21 protein-coding genes are annotated in these 23300 nt (G+C 60.9%); 14 read left to right on the top strand and 7 right to left on the bottom strand.

The annotated features are described in order from the left end of the window. The first annotated feature begins 13 nt into the window (after positions 1-13). Both rlmM and tusA read left to right on the top strand, forming a co-directional pair. Positions 14-1087 carry a 23S rRNA (cytidine(2498)-2'-O)-methyltransferase RlmM gene (rlmM, locus tag HBO24_RS09230; RefSeq protein ID WP_170059583.1) on the top strand — a complete coding sequence of 358 codons (1074 nt, stop codon included), beginning with the start codon at positions 14-16 and terminating at the stop codon, positions 1085-1087. 23 nt (positions 1088-1110) lie between these two features. Next, positions 1111-1362, top strand: coding sequence for a sulfurtransferase TusA (gene tusA, locus HBO24_RS09225; RefSeq protein WP_057438513.1), 252 nt, complete (start codon positions 1111-1113; stop codon positions 1360-1362). Here the strand turns inward: tusA and HBO24_RS09220 are convergent. Next, positions 1359-2744, bottom strand: coding sequence for an MATE family efflux transporter (locus HBO24_RS09220; RefSeq protein ID WP_262152996.1), 1386 nt, complete (start codon positions 2742-2744; stop codon positions 1359-1361). The two genes, tusA and HBO24_RS09220, sit on opposite strands and share 4 nt — an antisense overlap. 142 nt (positions 2745-2886) lie before the next feature. Between HBO24_RS09220 and pdxB the strand changes: the two genes are divergently transcribed. Next, positions 2887-4029 carry a 4-phosphoerythronate dehydrogenase PdxB gene (gene pdxB / locus HBO24_RS09215; protein WP_057438514.1) on the top strand — a complete coding sequence of 381 codons (1143 nt, stop codon included), beginning with the start codon at positions 2887-2889 and terminating at the stop codon, positions 4027-4029. A 63-nt stretch (positions 4030-4092) separates the two neighbouring features. Here pdxB and HBO24_RS09210 read toward each other — a convergent pair whose 3' ends face one another. Beyond that, entirely contained in the window at positions 4093-4266 is a 174-nt protein-coding gene (locus HBO24_RS09210; protein WP_032863322.1) for a PA1571 family protein, read from the bottom strand. A 245-nt stretch (positions 4267-4511) separates the two neighbouring features. Here HBO24_RS09210 and HBO24_RS09205 point away from each other — a divergent pair, with 245 nt between their 5' ends. Then, complete coding sequence (locus tag HBO24_RS09205; RefSeq protein ID WP_164844806.1) at positions 4512-6287, top strand: ABC transporter transmembrane domain-containing protein; 1776 nt, start codon at positions 4512-4514, stop codon at positions 6285-6287. Positions 6288-6350: 63 nt separating this feature from the next. On the opposite strand, the gene HBO24_RS09200 is transcribed toward HBO24_RS09205, so the two are convergent. Further along, positions 6351-8279 (bottom strand): transglycosylase SLT domain-containing protein, encoded by a 1929-nt coding sequence (locus HBO24_RS09200; protein ID WP_170044388.1) that lies wholly within the window; start codon positions 8277-8279, stop codon positions 6351-6353. 212 nt (positions 8280-8491) lie between these two features. Between HBO24_RS09200 and HBO24_RS09195 the strand changes: the two genes are divergently transcribed. Continuing rightward, positions 8492-10408 (top strand): ATP-binding cassette domain-containing protein, encoded by a 1917-nt coding sequence (locus tag HBO24_RS09195; protein ID WP_170059581.1) that lies wholly within the window; start codon positions 8492-8494, stop codon positions 10406-10408. A 178-nt stretch (positions 10409-10586) separates the two neighbouring features. Here the strand turns inward: HBO24_RS09195 and HBO24_RS09190 are convergent, their stop codons facing one another. After that, positions 10587-11024: a universal stress protein gene (locus HBO24_RS09190; protein ID WP_057438517.1), complete on the bottom strand. Its 438-nt coding sequence runs from the start codon at positions 11022-11024 to the stop codon at positions 10587-10589. A 95-nt stretch (positions 11025-11119) separates the two neighbouring features. On the opposite strand from HBO24_RS09190, the gene HBO24_RS09185 reads away from it, so the two are divergent. Beyond that, entirely contained in the window at positions 11120-11557 is a 438-nt protein-coding gene (locus tag HBO24_RS09185; protein ID WP_057438518.1) for a hypothetical protein, read from the top strand. A 105-nt stretch (positions 11558-11662) separates the two neighbouring features. Here the strand turns inward: HBO24_RS09185 and HBO24_RS09180 are convergent, their stop codons facing one another. Beyond that, complete coding sequence (locus HBO24_RS09180) at positions 11663-12004, bottom strand: hypothetical protein (protein WP_157717225.1); 342 nt, start codon at positions 12002-12004, stop codon at positions 11663-11665. A 17-nt stretch (positions 12005-12021) separates the two neighbouring features. On the opposite strand from HBO24_RS09180, the gene fadB reads away from it, so the two are divergent. From fadB to HBO24_RS09150, 6 genes are all read left to right on the top strand, one after another. Then, positions 12022-14169, top strand: a complete 2148-nt coding sequence (fadB, locus tag HBO24_RS09175; RefSeq protein ID WP_057438519.1) for a fatty acid oxidation complex subunit alpha FadB — start codon at positions 12022-12024, stop codon at positions 14167-14169. Between the two features lie 29 nt (positions 14170-14198). Further along, entirely contained in the window at positions 14199-15374 is a 1176-nt protein-coding gene (fadA, locus tag HBO24_RS09170) for an acetyl-CoA C-acyltransferase FadA (protein ID WP_005786153.1), read from the top strand. Between the two features lie 95 nt (positions 15375-15469). After that, positions 15470-15706, top strand: a complete 237-nt coding sequence (locus HBO24_RS09165) for a DUF1653 domain-containing protein (RefSeq protein WP_029300088.1) — start codon at positions 15470-15472, stop codon at positions 15704-15706. Positions 15707-15820: 114 nt separating this feature from the next. Continuing rightward, entirely contained in the window at positions 15821-18442 is a 2622-nt protein-coding gene (gene topA / locus HBO24_RS09160; protein WP_057438521.1) for a type I DNA topoisomerase, read from the top strand. 129 nt (positions 18443-18571) lie between these two features. Beyond that, the gene (locus tag HBO24_RS09155) at positions 18572-19093 is read left to right on the top strand and encodes a DUF6586 family protein (protein WP_057438522.1); all 522 of its coding nucleotides are present in this window, start codon (positions 18572-18574) and stop codon (positions 19091-19093) included. A gap of 122 nt (positions 19094-19215) precedes the next feature. Further along, positions 19216-19449, top strand: coding sequence for a hypothetical protein (locus HBO24_RS09150; protein WP_026136850.1), 234 nt, complete (start codon positions 19216-19218; stop codon positions 19447-19449). Positions 19450-19599: 150 nt separating this feature from the next. On the opposite strand, the gene sulA is transcribed toward HBO24_RS09150, so the two are convergent. Together sulA and lexA are read right to left on the bottom strand one after the other, a co-directional pair. Next, positions 19600-20079, bottom strand: coding sequence for an SOS-induced cell division inhibitor SulA (gene sulA, locus HBO24_RS09145; RefSeq protein WP_170059580.1), 480 nt, complete (start codon positions 20077-20079; stop codon positions 19600-19602). Between the two features lie 10 nt (positions 20080-20089). Beyond that, positions 20090-20698, bottom strand: a complete 609-nt coding sequence (gene lexA, locus HBO24_RS09140) for a transcriptional repressor LexA (protein ID WP_029300096.1) — start codon at positions 20696-20698, stop codon at positions 20090-20092. 263 nt (positions 20699-20961) lie between these two features. On the opposite strand from lexA, the gene HBO24_RS09135 reads away from it, so the two are divergent. Continuing rightward, entirely contained in the window at positions 20962-21669 is a 708-nt protein-coding gene (locus HBO24_RS09135) for a TetR/AcrR family transcriptional regulator (RefSeq protein ID WP_057438524.1), read from the top strand. Between the two features lie 140 nt (positions 21670-21809). Then, a complete protein-coding gene (gene nagZ, locus HBO24_RS09130) occupies positions 21810-22820 on the top strand; it encodes a beta-N-acetylhexosaminidase (RefSeq protein WP_170059579.1) in 1011 nt (336 codons plus the stop codon). Positions 22821-23300 lie beyond the last annotated feature (480 nt).

Here is a 23300-nt window from a genome sequence, read left to right as displayed (position 1 = left end):
GCCAGGAGATTCAATGAACACCCTTTTTATGCACTGCCGCCCGGGTTTTGAAGGCGAAGTCTGTTCCGAGATCGCGGAACACGCCGCGCGCCTGAACGTTTCCGGCTATGCCAAGGCCAAGACCGGCAGCGCCTGCGCCGAATTTGTCTGCACCGAAGAAGACGGCGCCCAGCGCCTGATGCGCGGCCAACGCTTTGCCGAGCTGATCTTCCCAAGGCAGTGGGCGCGTGGGGTGTTCATCGACTTGCCGGAAACCGACCGCATCAGCGTGATCCTCGCGCACCTGCGGGATCTCCCGGTATGCGGCAGCCTGTGGCTGGAGATGGTCGATACCAACGACGGCAAGGAACTGTCGAACTTCTGCAAGAAATTCGAAGTGCATCTGCGCAAGGCCCTGCTGGCCGCCGGCAAACTGGTCGAAGACCCGAGCAAGCCGCGCCTGCTGCTGACCTTCAAGAGCGGTCGCGAAGTGTTTATGGGCCTGGCCGAGTCAAACAACTCGGCGATGTGGCCGATGGGCATCCCGCGCCTGAAATTCCCCCGTGACGCGCCCAGCCGCTCGACCTTGAAGCTGGAAGAGGCCTGGCACCACTTTATCCCCCGCGACCAGTGGGACGAGCGCCTGCACGGCGACATGACCGGCGTAGACCTCGGCGCAGCGCCAGGCGGCTGGACCTGGCAGTTGGTCAATCGCGGCATGCTGGTGACGGCGATTGATAACGGCCCCATGGCCGAAAGCCTGATGGACACTGGCCTGGTGCAACACTTGATGGCGGATGGTTTTACCTTCACCCCCAAGCAGCCGGTGGACTGGATGGTCTGCGATATCGTTGAGAAACCGGCGCGTAACGCGGCCCTGCTGGAAACCTGGATTGGCGAGGGGCATTGCCGCGAAGCGGTGGTCAACCTCAAGTTGCCGATGAAACAGCGCTACGCCGAAGTAAAACGCCTGCTGGAGCGCATCGAAGAAGGCTTCAAGGCGCGGGGCATCCGGGTAGAAATCGGTTGCAAGCAGCTGTACCACGACCGTGAGGAAGTGACCTGCCACCTGCGCCGCCTGGACGTAAAGAAACCCAAGGCCCGCTAAAGACGACCTTGTAGGAGTGAGTGATGAGCGACATTTTTGACCCTGCCGTCGACGGCACCCTCGACGCCACCGGCCTCAACTGCCCGGAGCCGGTAATGATGCTGCACCAGCACATCCGTGACCTGGCGCCCGGCGGCCTGCTCAAGGTGATCGCGACCGATCCCTCGACCCGCCGCGATATCCCCAAGTTCTGCGTGTTCCTGGACCATGAACTGGTGGAACAGCGCGAAGAGGCGGGGACTTACCTGTACTGGATCCGCAAGAAGCTCGCTTAAACCGCCGTGCGGATGCGCTTGCGCGCACTGCGTGACAGGCGCACCACCAGCATCGCCGCCGCGCAACTGAGGCCGACGATCAGGCCCTGCCACAAGCCGCTCGGGCCGCTGGGCTGGCCCAGCCAGTCGGTCAGCCCCAGCAAGTAACCCACCGGCAGGCCCAGGCCCCAATAGGCGAACAGGGTCAGGACCATGGTCACCCGGGTGTCCTGGTAGCCACGCAACGCGCCGGCGGCCGTCACCTGGATCGCATCCGAGAACTGGAACAGCGCCGCAAACACAATCAGCATCGCCGCCACCTGGACCACCTGCGGGTCGGCGGTGTAGATCGTGGCGATCTGCTCGCGAAACAACAGCATCAGGCTGCACGATAGGCAGGCATAGGCCAGTGCGGTGCCCATCCCCACGCCAGCGGCGAAGCGCGCTTCACGGGGTTCGCCACGGCCCAGGGCCTGGCCGACCCGCACGGTCACAGCCATGCTCAGGGAGTAGGGGATCATGAACACCAGGGAACTGAAGTTCAGGGCGATCTGATGCCCGGCGACCACGGTTGCGCCCAGGCTGCCGATCAGCAGGGCGATCACCGCAAAGATGCTCGACTCGGCAAATACGGCGATGCCAATCGGCAGGCCGATGCTCAGGATACGCTTGATCACCGACCATTTCGGCCAGTCGAAGCGTTTGAACAGCTCGCTGGCGTGATAGGCCGGGGCCCAGCGGGTCCACCCGACGAAGCCCAGCATCATTGCCCACATCACAATCCCGGTGGCCCAGCCGCAGCCCACGCCGCCCATGGCCGGCACACCGAAATGGCCATAGATGAACACGTAGTTCAGTGGAATATTCAACGCCAGCCCGCCCAGGCCAAGGAGCATGCTTGGGCGCGTGCGGCCCAGGCCGTCACTGAAGCAGCGCAGCACGTAGTACAGCGCCACCGCCGGCATGCCCGCCGCGATGCCGTGCAGGTAGCCCATGCAGGGGGCGATCAGCTCGGGATCAACGTTCATCGCATGCAGGATCGGTTCGGCACTGATCAGCAGCAATGATGCGGTGCCTCCCACCACCAGCGCCAACCACAACGCCTGGCGCACCAGCGGGCCGATCTCGGCGTGGCTGCCGGCGCCAAAGCGCTGCGCGACTTTTGGGGTGGTGGCCAGCAAGGTGCCGGTCATCAACAGATACACCGGAATCCAGATGGAGTTACCCAGGGCCACCGCCGCCAGGTCTCGCGCACTGACGCGCCCGGCCATCACCGCATCGACAAAACCCATGGCGGTGGTTGCCAGTTGCCCGATCATGATCGGCAGGGCCAGCGCCAGCAGGCTGTGGACTTCCCGGCGAACGCGGGCAGGGCGGGAGAGGGTTGTGGTGGCAGTGTTCACGTACAGATGTCCGATAAGGGAGAACTCAGGACGGCGCATTCTACGCCTTGACGGATGGGTCAGGAAAATACCTGTGTAGCGGATTTGTAAACGCGCCGCAGGCTGGTGCCTGTACACTGCGGGTCCGCCAAAGGAGCCTGCCATGCTGATTGTTGCCGACGAAAATATCCCGCTGCTCGATGCGTTCTTCGAAGGGTTTGGCGAGATCCGCCGCGTGCCCGGTCGGGCCATTGACCGCGCCGCCATTGAACAGGCCGATGTGCTGCTGGTGCGCTCGGTGACCAACGTCAACCGCGCGCTGCTGGAAGGCACGCCGGTACGGTTCGTCGGCACCTGCACCATCGGCACCGATCACCTGGACCTCGATTACTTTCAGCGGGCCGGTATCCAATGGTCTAGCGCGCCGGGTTGCAACGCCCGGGGGGTGGTGGATTATGTGCTGGGCAGCCTGTTGACCCTGGCTGAAATCGAGGGCGCAGACCTGAACCAGCGGACGTATGGCATCGTCGGTGCCGGTGAAGTGGGCGGGCGCCTGGTCAAGGTGCTCAAGGGCCTGGGCTGGAAAGTGCTGGTCTGCGATCCGCCACGCCAGGTCGCCGAAGACGGTGATTACGTCAGCCTGGAACAGATCATCGAGCAATGTGACGTGATCAGCCTGCATACCCCGCTGAAAAAATCCGGCAGTGGCTCGACCTGGCACCTGCTGGATCGCCAGCGCCTGGAGCAGTTGCAGCCGGGTACCTGGCTGATCAACGCCAGCCGCGGCCCGGTGGTGGATAACGCGGCGTTGCGCGAGGTGTTGCTGGACCGCGAAGACCTGCAGGCGGTGCTGGATGTGTGGGAAGGCGAGCCCGAAGTGGATGTCGAGCTGGCCGAGTTGTGCGTGCTGGCGACCCCGCATATCGCCGGCTACAGCCTGGACGGCAAGCAGCGCGGCACAGCGCAGATCTACCAGGCGCTGTGCGCGCACCTTGGGCAGCCGGCGAGCATTCAGTTGAGTGACTTGCTGCCTGAGCCTTGGCTGGCGGAGGTTAACCTCAATGCCAGCACCGACCCGGCCTGGGCCCTGGCGACGCTGTGCCGCAGCGTCTACGACCCGCGGCGCGATGATGCAGATTTCCGCCGCAGCCTCGTGGGCACTGTGGAGGAGCAGCGCAAGGCGTTCGACCTGCTGCGCAAGCACTACCCGGACCGCCGCGAGATTGACGGCTTGAAGGTGCGGATCAGCGGTGAGTCGGCCGCCTTGCAGACCCTCGTCACCAGCTTGGGCGCAAGCCTTTGCTGATCGACATAGCGCAGGCATAAAAAACCCGGCCACCTGGGCCGGGTCTGAAAGAGCTGGGGCGTATCAGCCTTGCTGGGCAGGCTTGACCAGTTTCTGCTCCAGTTCGGCGCAGGCGCCCTGGATCATCTCTTCGGTAATCTGCACTTCACGGCCTTGTGCATCGATGTACGAGCAAGGCAACTGCTGTGGCTGGCGGATTACTTCAACTTTGTCAGTGCTGCTGGTTTGCAAGGACATGGCCTGTCTCCTCATCAGGTTGTGTACCTACTCTAATTCCCCCGCGTGACCGAGCTGTTACAACTCCATGGCCCGTCGACGGATCGAATGCCCACTCCAGCAGAAATCACGCTGGATTTCCAGCCGGAGTTTAGACCGATAGCCTCTAGGGCCTAGTCTTGCCGGGCATAATTAACCTGACTCATTGTGATTTGCCCAAGTTCAATCCGATTGCAGTGTAGGCTTGGGGTTGTCTTCCTCAGGTGATGCTTTCCATGCTTTCAGCCCGTCAACGCCGCGCCATTCGCCTGGCCACCCGCTTTATTGCCCCCTATCGCTGGCAGGCCGTCGGCGCCTTGCTCGCGCTGATCGTCACCGCAGGCATTACCTTGTCCATGGGCCAGGGTATTCGGCTGTTGGTGGACCAGGGCTTTATGACCCAATCGCCGCACCTGCTCAACCAGTCCATCGGCCTGTTCATGATCCTCGTGCTGGGCCTGGCGGTGGGCACGTTTGCGCGCTTTTACCTGGTGTCGTGGATCGGCGAGCGGGTGGTGGCGGACATTCGTCGGTTGGTGTTCAACCACCTGATCTACCTGCATCCGGGGTTCTACGAGCACAACCGCAGCTCGGAAATCCAGTCGCGCTTGACCGCCGACACCACATTGCTGCAATCGGTGATCGGCTCATCCTTGTCCTTGTTCCTGCGCAACGCGTTGATGGTGATCGGCGGGATTGTGTTGCTGTTTATCACCAACCCCAAGCTCACCAGCATTGTGGTGGTGGCGCTGCCGCTGGTGCTGGCGCCGATCCTGATCTTCGGTCGCCGCGTGCGCAGCCTGTCGCGCCAGAGCCAGGACCGGATTGCCGACGTCGGCAGCTACGTGTCCGAGACCCTGGGCCAGATCAAGACCGTGCAGGCCTACAACCATCAGGTGCAGGATGAGCAGCGCTTCGCGCGGACGGTGGAGGAGGCGTTCACCACGGCGCGCAAACGCATCGTCCAGCGTGCCTGGCTGATCACCCTGGTGATTGTGCTAGTGCTGGGTGCCGTCGGCGTGATGCTGTGGGTGGGCGGCATGGATGTGATTGCCGGGCGCATCTCCGGCGGTGAGCTGGCGGCCTTTGTGTTCTACAGCCTGATCGTCGGCAGCGCCTTTGGCACCTTGAGCGAAGTGATCGGCGAGTTGCAACGGGCTGCCGGGGCGGCAGAGCGGATCGCCGAGCTGTTGCAGTCGAGCAATGACATCCAGGCGCCGGCGACTGGCGCGATCAAGTTGCCGCAGCGGGTCAGTGGCCGTCTGGAGCTGCAAGACCTGTATTTCTCCTACCCCTCGCGTCCCGACCGCTATGCCATCGAAGGCCTGAACCTGAGCGTCAAGGCCGGCGAAACCCTGGCTCTGGTCGGCCCGTCCGGGGCGGGTAAGTCCACCCTGTTCGACTTGCTGTTGCGTTTCTATGACCCGCAGCAGGGGCAGGTGCTGCTCGAAGGCCAGCCGCTGACCGATCTCGACCCGCTGGACCTGCGCCGCTGCTTTGCCTTGGTGTCCCAGAGCCCGGCGCTGTTTTTTGGCAGCGTCGAAGACAACATCCGCTACGGCAACCCGCAGGCCAGTTTTGCCCAGGTCGAAGAAGCGGCGCGCATTGCCCATGCCCACGACTTCATCCTGCAAATGCCTGACGGTTACCAGACCCATCTGGGGGATGGCGGCCTGGGCCTTTCCGGTGGTCAGCGCCAACGCCTGGCCATTGCCCGGGCCTTGCTGGTGGATGCGCCTATTCTGTTGCTGGACGAGGCCACCAGCGCCCTGGACGCGCAGAGCGAGCATTTGATCCAGCAGGCGTTACCGCAACTGATGCAGGGGCGTACCACCCTGGTGATCGCCCACCGCTTGGCCACGGTAAAAAACGCCGACCGGATTGCGGTGATGGATCAAGGGAAATTGGTCGCAGTGGGCACCCATCAGCAGCTGATTGCCAGCAACCCGCTGTATGCGCGGCTGGCGGCCCTGCAATTCAGCGATGGCCACGACGAACCCTAAAAAAATGCCCGCGTCTCACAACGCGGGCACTTGCAGCTTCAAGCGGGCAGCATCTACCGGCTGTTACTGGTCATCAAAATAACGTTCGTGCCAGTCCACCAGCGGCTGTGGCGAGTTGAGCTTCTGCCCGTAGATCACCGAATAAGACAGCACGTTCTGCACATACTGGCGGGTTTCGTCGAACGGGATGCTCTCCACCCACACGTCGAAACTCAGGTGGTCGGCGCCGCGCAGCCATTGGCGTACGCGGCCAGGGCCGGCGTTGTAGGCCGCGGAGGCGAGCACGCGGTTGCCGTTGAACTGGCTGTGCACCTGGCTCAGGTAGGCGGCGCCGAGTTGGATATTCTTGTCCGGGTCCAGCACCTGCTGCGGTGACGCCAGCGGGATGCTGAACTTGCGCGCGGTTTCCTTGGCGGTGGCGGGCATCAGTTGCATCAGGCCGCTGGCGCCGACGCCGGAGCGGGCGTCATCCATAAACGCGCTTTCCTGACGGGTAATGGCAAACACCCAGCTCGAATGCAGGCCACGGACCTTGGCTTCACGCACCAGAGTGTCGCGGTGGGCCATGGGGAAACGGATATCCAGGTCGTCCCAGTACTTGGCCTGGCTGATGGTGCGGATCGCCGGGAAGTACCACTTCATGTCGTAGGCAAGCTTGGCTTGGGCAACCATTTCGTCACGGTTGAAGTGGCGGCTGACGTGATACCACTCGCGGCGGCCGTCGACGATCTGGCCACGGGCATAAAATTCCAGGGCGCGGCGTACACCCGGGGTATTGCGCACCTTGTTGACCAGCGCCTGGCTCATGACCAGCGGCTGATTATTGAGTTGATACGGGGCCTGGGAGCGATCCGCGGCAAGGAAACCATAAAAATCCCGCTCCTTTGCCAGGCCCTTGTACAGCACCAGTGCATGGGGGTTCTTCGGCTCGGCCAGTTCCAGGGCGCGGGCCTGCCAGTAGCGCCAGCGGTTGGTGGTGGCCAGGTCCTGGGGCAGCTTGCGGGTCAACTGGTAGGCATCTTCCCAGCGGGCCAGGCGCAGCAGCAGGCGCAGGCGCCATTCGGAGACGGTGTTGTCACGCAGCTCCGGGTCGTATTTGGTCATCACATCCAGGGCGCGCGGGTCGTAGCGGCGCGCCAGGGTCAGGCCGATTTCCCGGGCGATGGAGACTTTTTCGTCACGGGAGAAGTGCATGCTGCTGGCATACCCATCCAGCAGGGCCATGGCTTGTTCCGGATCCTGGCGCGCCAGGCGGCGCAAGCCCAGGCCGACGGCGTCGGACATGGCCTCGGTGGCCGGCAGGAAGCGTGATGGGTCGCTGAGCATGGCGGGCTTTTGCGCCACATCCACCATCAAGCGGCCCTGGGCGCCCAGGGTGGGCAAGGTTTTCACCAGGCTGTTGGCCAGCGCATAGTTACGGGCTTCGGCGGCCAGCTTGGTGCGGTCCCAGATTTTCTGTTCGGTCAATTGCCCGGCGGCGGCCCATTGGCCAAAGGTGGCATCGCAGGCGGCGGGTTGGGATTTACCGGTCATCCACAGGGCTTCGGCGGTCTTGTAGCCTTCGGCCTTGAGGTTGTGGCTCAACTGGTATTGGCCGTGGAGGCAGTCCAGTTCGGTGAAATTGAGCTTGGCGTCGTAGTACTTTTCAAAGGTCTGCCAATCGCCACGCTCGGCCAGCCAGCGCAACCAGCGCAGTTTCATCCAGTTGGCCTGGGGCAGGTCGCCATGTTTGGCCAGGAACTGTTCGATTTCCTGGTTGCTCGCGGACTTCAGGCGGGCGGTCAGTTCGTCATAGGCCAGGTAAGGCGTCAGCGGATAGTCGGCCAGGGCCTGGCTGTATTGCATGTACGGCCCGGTGTCACCTTTGGCCAGGGCGCGCTTGGCTTGGTCGTAATATTGGCGTTGGGTGGTCAGGTCCACGGCCTGGGCGGTCTGGACGGCGGTGGAGGAAAGAAGCAGGCAAGATAAAAAGCTGAAAAGGCGACTGCGCATGAGACGTCCGTGCAAAGAAATCAGGACTAGTGCCGGCGCCGCCGACACTGATTACCCCTAGCTTAGCCTTTTGCCTACAGCCGGTGAAAGCTTTGCTGGCTGCTTCGCTGAAGTTCTCAAGAAATGTCCTACAGAACGTGTCGGGCACGAAAATGCCGGCCGCTTCACCCCCCAATTCAGGTAGAATGCGCGCCCAGTTTTTGGAGAAGCGTATGACCCTGCTCAAATTCAGCGATGTGTCCCTTGCTTTCGGCGCTATGCCGTTGTTGGACAAGGTGTCCTGGCAGATCGCCCGTGGTGAGCGGGTGTGCATCATCGGCCGCAACGGCACCGGCAAGTCCAGCATGATGAAGCTGGTAAAAGGCGACCAGAAGCCCGATGACGGCTCCGTGTGGCGCGCCCCGGGCCTGAAGATCGGCGAATTGCCGCAAGAATTGCCGGTGGCCGACGAACGGACCGTGTTCGACGTGGTTGCCGAAGGCCTCGACGGTGTGGGCGCATTGCTTGCCGAATACCATCACCTGGCGCAGAACTGCGTCACCGATGCCGACCTGGACAAACTGATGCAAGTCCAGCAAGACCTCGAAGCCCGTGATGGCTGGCGCTTGCAGCAATTGGTCGACAGCACCCTGAGCCGCCTGCAACTGCCGGCCGACAAGACCCTCGCCGAATTGTCCGGCGGCTGGCGTCGCCGTGTGCTGCTGGCCCAGGCCCTGGTTTCCGAGCCGGACCTGCTGCTGCTCGACGAACCAACCAACCACCTGGACATCGGCGCGATTGCCTGGCTTGAAGAAGCCCTCAAAGACTTCCAGGGCGCCGTGCTGTTCATCACGCACGACCGTTCTTTCCTGCAGAACCTCGCCACGCGCATCCTCGAGCTGGATCGCGGCGGCCTGATCGACTGGAACGGCGACTACGCCAGCTTCCTGGTGCACAAAGAAGCCACCCTGGCCGCTGAAGAAACCGCCAACGCGCTGTTCGACAAGAAGCTGGCCCAGGAAGAAGTGTGGATCCGCCAGGGCATCAAGGCCCGCCGCACCCGTAACGAAGGCCGTGTACGGGCCCTGAAAGCCTTGCGTGTGGAGCGCAGCGAACGTCGCGAGCGCACCGGCAAGGCCAATATCCAGCTCGATACCGCCGACAAGTCGGGCAAGCAGGTGATGGTCCTGGAGAACGTCAGCTTCCATCACCCGGATGGCCCGTTCCTGATCAAAGACTTCTCCATGGTCCTGCAGCGCGGCGACCGCATCGGCCTGCTGGGTGCCAACGGTACCGGCAAGACCACCCTGCTCAAGCTGATGCTCAGCGGTCTGCAACCGACCAGCGGCACTGTGGAAGAGGGGACGCGCATCGACGTGGCCTACTTTGACCAGTTGCGCCACCAGTTGGACCTTGAAAAGACCGTGATCGACAACGTCGCCGAAGGCCGCGACTTTATCGACATCGACGGCCAGAGCCGCCACGTGTTGAGCTACCTGGGCGACTTCCTGTTCAGCCCGCAACGTGCGCGCACGCCGGTCAAGGCGTTGTCTGGCGGCGAGCGTGCGCGCCTGCTGCTGGCCAAGTTGTTCAGCAAACCGGCCAACCTGCTGGTGCTCGACGAACCGACCAACGACCTCGACGTGGAAACGCTGGAGTTGCTGGAAGAGGTCCTGCTGACCTTCAACGGCACCGTACTGATGGTCAGCCACGACCGGGCATTCCTCGACAACGTGGTCACCAGCACCCTGGTCTTCGAAGGTGAAGGCAAGGTGCGCGAATACGTCGGTGGTTACCAGGACTGGCTGCGCCAGGGCGGCTCGCCGCGCCTGCTGGGCGTGACCGAGAGCAAGTCTGGCAAGGCCGACTTGAACTCTGCTGTGGTTGCACCGGCTGCCGCCGCGCCGGTTCAGGAAGCCGCGCCGGCTGCCAAGAAGAAGCTCAGCTACAAGCTGCAGCGTGAGCTCGAAGCCCTGCCGGGTGAGATCGAAGCCAAGGAAAAGCAGATTGCTGCAGTGGAGGCCGACATGGCTGACGCGGGCTTCTACCTGCGTCCAGCGGCAGAAACGGCCAAGGTCATCGAGTCCCTGGAGAAGCTGAACCAGGAGCTGGAAGTCTTGGTTGAGCGTTGGGCCGAGCTGGATGCCTGATTGATTCAGCCGCAATAAAAAACCGGTGCTCTTACGAGTACCGGTTTTTTTATACGAAATGCACTTCAACAGGTAGGAGCTGGCTTGCCGGCGATAGCGGTCTGCCAGCCACCCGATGTATCAACTGACAGGCTGCTATCGCAGGCAAGCCAGCTCCTACATCTGATGTGCAGTGCTCTTACGAGCTTTTTACCAGCTTCACTGCCAGTACGTCGCACGGTGCGCCGTGCAATACGTCGTTGGCGGTCGAGCCCAGCAGCAACGCCAAGCCGTGGCGACCATGGCTGCCGACCACGATCAGGTCGCAGTTCTGTTCCTTGGCCAGATGATGGATTTCCTGGCGTGGCTGGCCGTAAGTCAGGTGGCTTTGGTCTTTTTTCAGTGCGGGATACTTGGCAATCAGTCGGTCCAGGCGCTCCTTGGCCTGGTCGAATTGCTGCTGTTGCAGTTGCGAAAGGTCCATCGGTACGTCGCCGCCAAAGGCCATGGCCATGGGTTCGACGATATGCACCAGGGACAGCTTCACGGTATCGCCGGCAATGGCCACGGCGCGCTTGATCACCGGATCGCACTCTTCGGTCAGATCCACGGCGACCAGAATATGTTGGTAAGTCATGAGGCGTTCCTCCAGGGGACTGCAATAAGTTCAGTATGGCTGCTTTCAAGCGGATGGGGTCAAATCCGCTCATCTAGAAATTCGGGAGTACACATATGACGGTCTGGATAGTGGTGTCAATCCTTCTAGTGGTCTTGAGCCCTCTGGCATGGCTGCGGCCCTCGCGCCACCAGAGCGGGCGCATGGCCCTGCGCATGGAGGCGCGACGCATCGGCCTGGCGATGCAACTGTCGCCCCAGGAATGGCCGCACTGGCTCAAGCAGGAGCCGCCCAGCCCCTGTGCGCAGTACTGTCGGCCACGGCGCGGCAGCAAACCCGCGCTGTGGGTTTACTGGCAGCAGGAGCCGGGTGTGTGGGTCAACCAATGGCAGGAAATCTGCGTGGACGAGAAGTTGTTGCCGCATTTTGCAACGCTGCCGGCCAATGTCTTCAAAGTGGAGGCGGACAAGCAGATGATCGCCCTGTACTGGGGCGAGAAGGGCGAGTCCAGCGACTTGCAGGCCATCAGTGCGTTACTCAAGGCCCTGGCCTGAGGCAATAAAAAGCCCGACATCATCATCGGGCTGGAGTTGGCCAGGCAGGCCGGTCATTCTGCGTTTCATCGCGCCGCGCATTCGCGCCGGCGTTCCCACATGCGGCTAGCCTAGCCGGATATCCGCCGCTGTACAGGCCTTTGCTGGCTCTTTTGGATTATTGATCAGGTGAATACCTGCGCATTGATTCGCCTTGGCGGTTATGAAATGACTGAAAAGTCGCGTTTTTACGGCGCTTTCGGGCGATTGACAATTGTCGGAATTTGGCTGAAGGTGGCGTACCCAAATCAAACGGGCGTATGAATTGAGTGTTTGTCTGTCAGGCATCTCATACATAATCCCGACTATCGCATTGGCGGGTGTGCCTGGCGCGTTGGCGTGAGCATTGACGAAATGATCAATGCCCGACCAGGGGCCAGCGTCCGATGTGTACTGTTCAGCTTCCATATCGTGGAGATCAGTTGATGATTTACGAAGGTAAAGCCATCACGGTTAAGGCTCTTGAAAGTGGCATCGTCGAATTGAAATTCGACCTCAAGGGTGAGTCCGTCAACAAGTTCAACCGTCTAACCCTGAACGAACTGCGTCAGGCCGTAGACACCATCAAGGCTGATGCATCGATCAAAGGTGTGATCGTCTCCAGCGGCAAGGACGTGTTTATCGTCGGCGCTGACATCACCGAATTCGTCGACAACTTCAAGCTGCCCGATGCCGAGCTTGTGGCTGGCAACCTCGAAGCCAACAAGATTTTCAGCGATTTCGAAGACCTCAACGTGCCGACCGTTGCCGCGATCAATGGCATCGCTCTGGGCGGCGGTCTGGAAATGTGCCTGGCTGCGGACTTCCGCGTCATGGCTTCCAGCGCGAAAATCGGCCTGCCGGAAGTCAAGCTGGGTATCTACCCGGGCTTCGGCGGTACCGTGCGCCTGCCGCGTATCATCGGTGCCGACAACGCCATCGAGTGGATCGCCGCCGGCAAGGAAAACCGTGCTGAAGACGCGCTGAAAGTCGGCGCCGTCGATGCTGTGGTTGCTCCGGAAAAACTCGCAGAAGCGGCACTGAACCTGATCAAGGGCGCCATCAGCGGCGAATTTGACTACAAGGCCAAGCGTCAGCCTAAGCTGGAAAAACTCAAGCTCAACGCCATCGAACAAATGATGTCGTTCGAAACCGCCAAGGGTTTCGTGGCCGGTCAAGCGGGCCCTAACTACCCGGCGCCGGTCGAAGCGATCAAGACCATCCAGAAAGCCGCGAACTTCGGTCGCGACAAGGCCCTGGAAATCGAAGCTGCCGGCTTCGTCAAGCTGGCCAAGACTTCTGCTGCGCAGAGCTTGATCGGCCTGTTCCTGAACGATCAGGAACTGAAGAAAAAAGCCAAGGCCTACGACGAAATCGCCAAAGACGTAAAACAGGCTGCCGTACTCGGCGCCGGGATCATGGGCGGTGGCATTGCCTATCAGTCGGCGTCCAAAGGCACGCCGATCCTGATGAAAGACATCAACGAGCACGGTATCGAGCAAGGCCTGGCGGAAGCTGCCAAGCTGCTGGTCGGCCGCGTTGATAAAGGTCGCATGACCGCTGCGAAAATGGCTGAAGTGCTTAACGGCATTCGTCCTACGCTGTCCTACGGTGATTTCGGCCATGTCGACCTGGTGGTCGAAGCGGTTGTCGAGAACCCGAAGGTCAAGCAGGCGGTACTGGCTGAAGTCGAAGCCCAGGTCAAAGAAGACACGATCCTGGCGTCCAACACCTCGACCATTTCCATCACCTTGCTGGCCAAGGCCCTCAAGCGTCCGGAAAACTTCGTCGGCATGCACTTCTTCAACCCGGTGCACATGATGCCGCTGGTAGAAGTGATCCGTGGCGAGAAGTCCAGCGAGCTGGCTGTTGCCACCACCGTTGCCTACGCCAAGAAAATGGGCAAGAACCCGATCGTGGTCAACGACTGCCCGGGCTTCTTGGTCAACCGCGTGCTGTTCCCGTACTTCGGCGGTTTCGCCAAGCTGGTCAGCGCTGGCGTGGACTTTGTGCGTATCGACAAGGTCATGGAAAAATTCGGCTGGCCCATGGGCCCGGCGTACCTGATGGACGTGGTCGGCATCGACACCGGTCACCACGGTCGCGACGTCATGGCTGAAGGCTTCCCGGACCGCATGAAGGACGACCGTCGTTCGGCTGTCGATGCACTCTACGAAGCCAAGCGCCTGGGCCAGAAGAATGGCAAGGGCTTCTACGCCTACGAGACCGACAAGAAGGGCAAGCAGAAGAAAGTTGCCGACCCATCGGTTCACGAAGTGCTGGCACCCATCGTCTACGAGCAGCGTGAGGTGTCTGACGAAGACATCATCAACTGGATGATGATCGCCCTGTGCCTGGAAACCGTACGTTGCCTGGAAGACGGCATCGTCGAAACCGCCGCCGAAGCCGATATGGGCCTGGTGTACGGTATTGGTTTCCCTCCATTCCGTGGCGGTGCGCTGCGTTACATCGACTCGATCGGTGTGGCCGAGTTCGTTGCCCTGGCTGATCAGTACGCTGATCTGGGCCCGCTGTACCACCCGACTGCGAAGCTGCGCGAGATGGCCAAGAATGGCCAGAGCTTCTTCGGTTAAGTGCCCAGACGACTAGAGCGAGAATATTTATGAGCTTGAATCCAAGAGACGTCGTGATTGTCGACTTCGGTCGTACTCCGATGGGCCGCTCCAAGGGCGGCATGCACCGCAACACCCGTGCCGAAGATATGTCGGCGCACCTGATCAGCAAGTTGCTGGAGCGTAACGTCAAGGTCGACCCGAACGAGGTCGAGGACGTGATCTGGGGCTGCGTCAACCAGACCCTGGAGCAGGGCTGGAACATCGCGCGCATGGCCTCCTTGATGACGCAGATCCCGCACACCGCGGCCGGCCAGACCGTCAGCCGCCTGTGTGGCTCGTCGATGAGCGCGCTGCACACGGCCGCCCAGGCGATCATGACCGGCAACGGTGATGTATTCGTGGTCGGTGGCGTGGAGCACATGGGGCACGTCAGCATGATGCACGGTGTCGATCCTAACCCGCACATGTCGCTGTACGCGGCGAAAGCCTCGGGCATGATGGGCCTGACTGCGGAAATGCTCGGCAAGATGCATGGCATCACCCGTGAAGCCCAGGACGCCTTTGGCTTGCGCTCCCACCAGTTGGCCCACAAGGCGACTGTGGAAGGCAAGTTCAAGGATGAAATCATCCCGATGAACGGCTACGACGAGAACGGTTTCCTGAAACTGTTCGACTACGACGAAACCATTCGTCCGGACACCACCCTGGAAAGCCTGGCGGCCTTGAAGCCGGCGTTCAATCCAAAGGGTGGCACCGTGACAGCCGGTACGTCGTCGCAGATCACTGATGGTGCTTCGTGCATGATCGTGATGTCGGCCCAGCGTGCCCAGGACCTGGGGATCCAGCCTCTGGCGGTGATCCGTTCCATGGCCGTAGCGGGTGTGGACCCGGCGATCATGGGCTATGGTCCAGTACCGGCCACACAAAAAGCCTTGAAGCGCGCAGGTCTGAGCATCTCCGACATCGACTTCTTCGAGCTCAACGAAGCTTTCGCCGCACAGGCCCTGCCAGTGCTGAAAGATTTGAAAGTACTCGACAAGATGAACGAGAAGGTTAACCTGCACGGCGGTGCGATTGCCCTGGGCCACCCATTCGGTTGCTCCGGTGCACGTATCTCCGGCACCTTGCTTAACGTGATGAAGCAAAATGGCGGCAACCTGGGGGTTGCAACCATGTGCATTGGTCTCGGCCAAGGCATTTCCACCGTCTTCGAACGCGTCTAAGCGTTGGGTTGACGGAAGCCGGGGCCCAGTGCCCCGGTTTTTGTTTTTTGGAATTTTTAATTTTTTTTTAATAAATTTTGTAAGAGGGTCAGAGCATGAAAGTCGAACCAGGGCTCTACCAGCATTATAAAGGTCCCAAGTACCGCGTTTTTAATGTGGCACGGCACTCCGAGACCGAGGAAGAAGTGGTGTTCTACCAAGCACTGTATGGCGATTACGGCTTTTGGGTGCGTCCCTTGAGCATGTTCCTGGAGACCGTCGAGGTTGACGGCAAGCAGGTCCCGCGCTTTGCTTTGGTGCAGGTCGAACCCAGTCTTTTTTCAGGGCAATAACGGCAGGTTGCGCGCAATGCTGCGCTTGACCTCACTGTGTTGCCACTATATATAGCGTTGCCGCGTCAGGCGCCAACCGCCTTTCTCTTCTCGAATTCAGGAATTTTCCGATCCATGGGCAAATCGCTGGTCATTGTGGAATCCCCGGCTAAGGCCAAGACCATCAACAAGTACTTGGGTAACGAGTACGTGGTGAAGTCGAGTATCGGCCATATCCGAGACCTGCCCACCAGCGGTTCGGCTAGCGCCAGCAAGGAGCCTGCTGCCAAGCGCGGCAAGGCGGCTGCGGGCGAAGGTCCGGTGCTCTCGCCTAAAGAGAAGGCGCGCAAGCAGCTGGTCTCGCGCATGGGTGTGGACCCGGATCATGGCTGGAAGGCCAAGTACGAAATCCTTCCGGGCAAGGAAAAGGTGATCGAGGAGCTGCGCCGGCTCGCCAAGGATGCTGACACCATCTATCTCGCGACGGACTTGGACCGCGAAGGGGAAGCTATTGCCTGGCACCTGCGCGAAGCCATCGGTGGGGATGACAGCCGCTATAAACGCGTGGTGTTCAACGAAATCACCAAGAAGGCGATCCAGGAAGCCTTCTCCAAGCCGGGCGAGCTGGACATTGACCGCGTCAATGCCCAACAGGCGCGGCGCTTCCTCGACCGCGTCGTCGGCTACATGGTCTCGCCACTGCTGTGGGCGAAGATCGCCCGTGGCCTGTCCGCTGGCCGTGTGCAATCGGTAGCGGTCAAGCTGGTGGTGGAGCGTGAGCGCGAGATTCGTGCGTTCAACCCTGAAGAGTACTGGGAAGTCCACGCGGACCTCGGTACCGCCAAGGGCAACAACGTGCGCTTTGAAGTGGCCCGCGAGAAAGGCGAGGCCTTCAAGCCGCTCAACGAAGCCCAGGCCATGGCCGCGCTGGACAAGCTCAAGGCTTCCAGCTACAGCATCGTCAAGCGTGAAGACAAGCCCACCAGCAGCAAGCCGTCGGCGCCGTTCATCACCTCCACCCTGCAACAGGCCGCGAGCAACCGCCTGGGCTTTGGCGTGAAGAAGACGATGATGATGGCCCAGCGTCTGTACGAAGCGGGCTACATCACTTATATGCGTACTGACTCCACCAACCTGTCGGTGGACGCGGTGGCGATGGCGCGTACTTATATTGAAAGCGAGTTCGGCAAGAAGTACCTGCCGGAGAAGCCAAACGTCTACAGCAGCAAGGAAGGCGCACAAGAGGCTCACGAAGCGATTCGTCCGTCCGACGCCAATACCGAGCCAAGCAAGCTGACCGGCATGGAGCGCGACGCTGAGCGCCTCTACGAGCTGATCTGGCGCCAGTTCCTGGCGTGCCAGATGCTGCCGGCGCAATACCTGTCCACTACCGTCACAGTGGGTGCCGGTGACTTCGAGCTGCGTGCCAAGGGCCGGATCCTCAAGTTCGACGGCTATACCCGCGTGATGCCGCAAATCGCCAAGCCGGGTGATGACGACGTGCTGCCAGACATGGCCCAGGGCGATGCGCTGAAACTGATCAAACTCGATCCGAGCCAGCATTTCACCAAGCCACCACCCCGTTATTCGGAAGCCAGCCTGGTCAAGGAAATGGAAAAACGCGGTATCGGTCGTCCTTCGACCTATGCGGCGATCATTTCCACGATCCAGGACCGTGGCTACGTTGCCTTGCACAACCGTCGTTTCTACTCGGAAAAGATGGGCGATATCGTCACTGAGCGTCTGTCCGAGAGCTTCTCCAACCTGATGGACTACGGCTTTACTGCCGGCATGGAAGAGAATCTCGATGACGTGGCCCAGGGCGAGCGCGACTGGAAAAACGTACTCGACGAGTTCTACGGCGACTTCAAGAAAAAACTCGAAGTAGCCGAGAGCCCGGAAAACGGCATGCGTGCCAACCAGCCGGTGATGACGGATATTCCGTGCACCACCTGCGGTCGTCCAATGCAGATCCGTACCGCGTCGACCGGTGTGTTCCTGGGTTGCTCGGGCTACAGCCTGCCGCCCAAAGAGCGCTGCAAGGCCACCGTCAACCTGGTGCCAGGTGATGAAATCGCTGCCGATGACGAGGGTGAATCCGAGTCGCTGGTGCTGCGTGGCAAGCACCGTTGCCCGATCTGCAGCACGGCCATGGACGCCTACCTGCTGGACGAGAAGCACAAGCTGCACATCTGCGGTAACAACCCCGATTGCAACGGCTACGAGATCGAAGAAGGCACCTATCGCATCAAGGGCTATGAAGGCCCGAGCCTGGAATGCGATAAGTGCGGCAGCGAGATGCAGCTCAAGACCGGTCGTTTCGGCAAGTTCTTCGGTTGCACCAACCCGACCTGCAAGAACACCCGCAAACTGCTGAAAAGCGGTGACGCGGCGCCGCCGAAGATGGACCCGGTGAAGATGCCCGAGCTCAAGTGCGAGAAGGTCAACGACACCTATATCCTGCGTGACGGCGCTTCGGGCTTGTTCCTGGCCGCCAGCCAGTTCCCGAAAAACCGCGAAACCCGTGCGCCGCTGGTGCTGGAGATCGTGCCGCACAAGGATGAAATCGATCCGAAGTACCACTTCTTGTGTGAAGCGCCGAAGAAGGATCCCGACGGTCGCCCGGCCGTGATCCGCTACAGCCGCAAGACCAAGGAGCAGTACGTGCAGACCGAAGTGGACGGCAAGCCTACGGGCTGGAAAGCCTTCTACGATGGTGGCAAGTGGAAGGTCGAGGATAAGCGCCAGGGCGCTTGATCCAGCACCTGCGTTGAAGTAAAGGCCGCCTTCACAGGCGGCCTTTTGGTTTGCGCTTGCAGTGGACTTGTCTCATCCTTGACACTGTTCAGCCAGCATCACATCTATGTCGTTGTGGAGACTGCCGTCATGGCCAACGAACTCTATACCCGTACCAACCAGAAAATTTACTTCGCGGGTTTGTCCCTGGAAGCCCTTGGCCGCGCCGAGGAAGGAAAGGAGATGAACGCTATCGCGCTGGTCCAGGCGGGGCGAGAGTCGGCGTTGTTTCACCTGTACGGGGCCTTGCTGGGCCTGTGTCATGAAATTGCCGGCTTCTATCGTTTGCCTCAGGCGAATGCGCCGCGGGCCGAGGATATCCTGACCCGTGAGGTGCAGGAGTCGCTGGCTATTCCTGAGTTGGCTGAATTGGTGGAAATGGCCCGCAGCCCCGACAGTTGGCTGGCACGCTTGTTGGCTGCCCATTCGGCGATGTTCCAGCCGCCGCGTGTGCCGCACAAGCCCAAGGGCGATGTGACCCAGCCGCTGATCGTTGCGGTCAGCCTGGAAGAAGAAGGGCCGGAGCCACTGAGCCGGGCCGAACTGGAGAGTTGGCGCCAGGAGCTGAAGAAGCTGGCGATCCGCTTTCGGGATGGATTGAACGAGTGCTGAGTCGGGTGTACTCGGCAGGCCTTTGACCATTCATCAAGCCGCACGGCAAGCTGCCTCAGATACCGAGCGATGCAGCCCTCATGCCTGATATAATGCCGGGCTATCCTGGAGAACAGATTTTTATGCCAACGTCCTTTCTGGAAATTGTTGAATTGCCCGACGGCCGAATTGAGCTGCGCAGGGCTGAGGACGAGGGTTCTCTGGTGACTTTGGATTTTTCCGAGGACGCCAAGGCGTTCCTGCAAGGCCAGCATGTGGAAGTGGCAAAAGCCATGTTGAGCGTGGGTGTGCAGATGGCGGGGCGCCTGGCTGAAGGCGAACCTGAAAAAGACGACGGTCCACGGGTTCTTCACTGAGTCCGTTTGGCGTTTTTTAAGATTCAAATGTTCAATCGGCTTCTCAATTCTGTAGAAGCCTTGCGTCCATCGCAGGCACTGACTTGACGTCAGGCTGCAATCGGACGACCTGTGCCACTCCCGAGAACGCGTTGCGCGCCAGTCTCGGGTTTATCCCAATCGAATATTCAAACTTTGTGCATCGCCTGTGCGCGCTGCGCTGATCAACTGCTGCTTGGCCGACGCGCCCAGCGGGTTCAGCCAGCTGACGACGGTGTGGCTACGCCCCAGGCGCAATGCCTCGCAGGTCAGTTGCTGGGCGCTCTGGGCGCCGCGTGGTTGCAGCAGCAGGATGCGCTCGCGGTTCAGGCCCGCGTCCCGCAGCCAGGCCTGGGTCAGGCTGGAGGGCGGGGCGATCAGGGTCAGCCAGCGGGCGTCCTGTTCCTCGCTCAGTTCACGCAGGATCGGCGCCAGCAAGCTCAGGCAGTTCCCGGCAGCACCGCGCAACGACAATTCACTGAAGACCTCCGGTTCGGCGGGGGCGGTCCATGGGGACTCCACTGCCTCGCTGAGGATAGGTGCAAGTGGCTGGGCCAGAAAGGCCTCAAACAGCGGCAGTTGTGTATGTTGTCGCGCGTGTGGGAACTGCATGATGCCTCCGTTAGCGGCGAATTACGCCGACACTCAAGCCTTCGATCACCAGGTCCTGATCCTTCAGGTTGACTTCAATCGGCGAAAACTCAGGGTTTTCTGCCAACAGCCAGACTTTGCTGCCTTCGCGCTTGAAGCGCTTGACCGTTACTTCATCGCCAATGCGGGCCACGACGATCTGGCCGTTACGCGCTTCGCGGGTGGTGTGCACGGCCAGCAGGTCGCCGTCGAAGATGCCCACGTCCTTCATGCTCATGCCATGGACCCGCAACAGATAGTCGGCGCGAGGATGGAAGAAGGTCGGGTTGATGTTGCAGGACTCTTCGACGTGCTGTTGTGCCAGAATCGGCGCACCGGCAGCGACCCGGCCGATGATAGGCAGTGTCGATTCGTCAGCCTTGGCTTCGAAGCCAGGGATACGAATACCGCGGGACGCACCCGGGGTCATTTCGATCGCACCCTTGCGGGCAAGGGCCTTCAGGTGTTCTTCGGCAGCATTGGGGGATTTGAACCCCAGCTCCAGGGCGATTTCTGCCCGGGTCGGCGGATAGCCGTTGTCGTCGAGGCAGCGCTTGATAAAAGCGAGAATCTCAGCTTGGCGTGGCGTCAGTTTTAGCATGTTGATCGCTCTGTCTTTTTATACAGTGACTGGGATTATATACAGTGAACTGCGCTTGGCAATCATCGTTTTTGCCGACTCCGCCGGACGGTCATCCGTCGGGCCCTGCAAAGCCTGGAGACAGCGCTGCCTACAGGCGATGGAAGATGTGATTAAATAGGTGCGAATCGGGTGACTGACCGGCCGGAAAACGGACCTGCAGGCTTGACATTGCACAAGGTGAAACGTATGTTTCAAACAAGTGTTTGTCAGGCGGAGTAGCCATGGCCCAGTCGGAAACCGTTGAACGCATTCTCGATGCTGCCGAGCAGTTGTTCGCGGAAAAAGGATTTGCTGAAACTTCATTGCGGCTTATCACCAGCAAGGCCGGGGTCAACCTGGCAGCAGTGAACTATCATTTCGGCTCGAAAAAAGCCCTGATTCAGGCGGTGTTCTCGCGCTTCCTGGGGCCATTCTGCATCAGCCTCGACCGTGAGTTGGAGCGGCGCCAGGCCAAGCCTGAGAATAAGCCGAGCCTGGAAGACCTGCTGGAAATCCTCGTCGAGCAAGCCCTGGTGGTACAGCCGCGCAGCGGCAACGATCTGTCGATCTTCATGCGCCTGCTGGGCCTGGCGTTCAGTCAGAGCCAGGGCCACTTGCGACGTTACCTCGAAGATATGTACGGCAAAGTATTCCGTCGCTACATGTTGCTGGTGAACGAGGCGGCCCCGCGTATTCCCCCTATCGAATTGTTCTGGCGCGTGCACTTCATGCTCGGTGCTGCTGCGTTCAGCATGTCCGGGATCAAAGCCTTGCGCGCCATCGCCGAGACCGATTTCGGCGTCAACACCTCCATCGAGCAGGTGATGCGCCTGATGGTGCCGTTCCTGGCCGCAGGTATGCGCGCGGAAAGCGGCGTCACCGACCCGGCCATGGCCGCCGCTCAACTGCGCCCGCGCAGCAAGTCCGTCCCAGTGGCGGCCAAGGTTTAGCCACTGGCGTCTGGGCGCAACCGCGTGCATCCGCTAAGCTAGCCGCCCATGCCGATTTCAACTATTTATCCGCACTTCACCGCCTTGCCTGGCTTGACCTGGCTAGGCGGTGAAGTGCGCGCGTCATTCAAGGAAAATTTATGACTGCTGCCCTGCAAGGCTCTTTGATGGTGGACGTCGCCGGCACCTGGCTGACGGCTGAAGATCGCCACTTGTTGCGCCAGCCTGAAGTGGGCGGCCTGATCATTTTTGCGCGCAACATCGAGCATCCGCGCCAGGTGCGGGAGTTGAGCGCCGCCATTCGCGCAGTGCGCCCGGACCTGTTGCTGGCTGTGGATCAGGAAGGCGGTCGGGTCCAGCGCCTGCGCCAGGGGTTTGTGCGCCTGCCGGCCATGCGGGCGTTGGCGGACAATGCCAATGCCGAATACCTGGCCGAGCAGTGCGGTTGGGTCATGGCCACGGAAGTACTGGCCGTCGGCCTGGACCTGAGCTTCGCCCCCGTGCTGGACCTCGACTACCAGCGCAGCGCCGTTGTAGGCACGCGCTCGTTCGAAGGTGATCCCGAGCGTGCCGCGTTGCTGGCCGGCGCCTTTATCCGGGGCATGAACAGCGCTGGCATGGCCGCCACCGGCAAGCACTTCCCGGGTCATGGCTGGGCCGAGGCAGATTCCCACGTCGCCATTCCCGTTGATGAGCGCAGCCTGGAACGACTGCGCACCCATGACCTGGTGCCGTTCGCGCGCCTGAGCAAGCAATTGGCCGCGGTCATGCCGGCCCACGTTATTTACCCACAGGTGGATAACCAGCCGGCCGGCTTCTCGCGTCGCTGGTTGCAGGACATCCTGCGCGGCGAATTGCAGTTCGACGGGGTGATTTTCAGTGATGACCTGTCCATGGCCGGTGCCCACGTGGTGGGGGATGCGGCGAGCCGGATCGAGGCTGCTTTAAGTGCTGGCTGCGACATGGGCCTGGTGTGCAATGACCGCGCAGCGGCCGAACTGGCCCTGAGTGCGGCCCAACGCATGAAGGTCACGCCATCGGCACGTATTGCCCGTATGCGTGGGCAGGCGATTGCGTCGACTGACTATAAGCAGGATCCGCGTTGGTTGGCGGCGCTTGGCGCGCTTCGGGATGCACAGTTGATCGAATGAGATTGAGGTGCGCCCATCGCAGGCAAGCCAGCTCCCACATTTGATTTGTGGCGGTACCAAAAATCTCTGCCCCAGTGAGCCCCCCCCTGTGGGAGCGGGCTTGCCCGCGATGGCGGCAGCCCAGTCACTCTTTCTGGCGGCTGACCCACCGCTATCGCAGGCAAGCCAGCTCCCACATTTGATTTGTGGCGGTACCAAAAATCTCTGCCCCAGTGAGCCCCCCTGTGGGAGCGGGCTTGCCCGCGATGGCGGCAGCCCAGTCACTCTTTCTGGCGGCTGACCCACCGCTATCGCAGGCAAGCCAGCTCCCACATTTGATTTGTGGCGGGGCCATAATTCTCTGCCCCAGTGAGCCCCCCTGTGGGAGTGGGCTTGCCCGCGATGGCGGCAGCCCAGTCACTCTTTCTGGCGGCTGACCCACCGCTATCGCAGGCAAGCCAGCTCCCACATTTGATTTGTGGCGGTACCAAAAATCTCTGC

Origin of the sequence: Pseudomonas sp. WS 5410 (genome assembly GCF_012985645.1) — a bacterium.
Classification (GTDB): Bacteria; Pseudomonadota; Gammaproteobacteria; order Pseudomonadales; family Pseudomonadaceae; genus Aquipseudomonas; species Aquipseudomonas shahriarae.
The sequence above is the reverse complement of the archived record's forward strand: the minus strand, read 5'-3'. Positions and strand labels throughout refer to the sequence as shown.